We start from the raw sequence: 349 nt of genomic DNA on the forward strand, positions 1-349 counted from the left end.
TTTGAACAATGTTCACATAATAATGTCATTTTGGATACTACGAGCGAATACACCAGACGGGCCTTGATTCCCTTCCTGGCGTACTCACTCGCCGGCACTCAGTGAAACAGATATCCTTATTTCACCGCTGACATCACTTTCGCAGACAGATCATCTTTAGGATTGGCAAACAAAATTGCCTGACCATCAACAACCATATCGTAGCCTTCACGTTTGGCTACATCCTGAATCGCTGTACGCAATTTCATGGCCAGCTTTTGCTGCTCTTCCGACGCACGACGCGCCTGATCTTCCTGCAGGGCACGCGCTTTCTGCTTGAACTGACTGTCCAGGGTCTGCAGCTCATTTT

Annotated in this window: 1 protein-coding gene; it reads right to left on the minus strand. The window is 48.1% G+C overall.

The features are described from left to right. Nucleotides 1-116: 116 nt before the first annotated feature. Nucleotides 117-349, minus strand: a 233-nt coding sequence (locus ACYP03_RS24895; RefSeq protein WP_459782511.1) for an OmpH/Skp family outer membrane protein, incomplete at its 5' end; no start/stop codon positions are given.

The organism is Photobacterium sp. R1, assembly GCF_054600795.1.